We start from the raw sequence: 301 nt of genomic DNA on the forward strand, positions 1-301 counted from the left end.
AAAAATGGAGCTGATCGACGAAGAAGACTCGCAGGTCTACCTGGCCTGGTTGCGGCTTCAAACCGTCGAGATCGTGATCGATGAAGTCGTCAACGGCTGGAGTTACCTTTCGGCCTGCCACGCGCTCGGCGAACTCGTGCGCAGGTCGCCGCAGCAGGCGCTGCCGATCGTGCTCGGGCAACTGCGGCCGACCTCGATGATCCTCGACTGCGCCTTCAGGTGCTACTACGCGCTCGACCGCACGGCCGCGCTCAAGTACGTCGAAGACCATGCCGAGCACGCCGATGCTTGGCTGTTCGGC

At 62.8% G+C, this 301-nt stretch carries 1 protein-coding gene; it reads left to right on the plus strand.

The window, feature by feature from the left end; all coding sequences use genetic code 11:
* Positions 1-301: hypothetical protein (locus HKX41_10995; protein ID NNC24657.1), on the plus strand; the 301-nt coding region annotated here is incomplete at both ends.

It is taken from the genome of Salifodinibacter halophilus (assembly GCA_012999515.1).
Classification (GTDB): domain Bacteria; phylum Pseudomonadota; class Gammaproteobacteria; order Nevskiales; family Salinisphaeraceae; genus Salifodinibacter; species Salifodinibacter halophilus.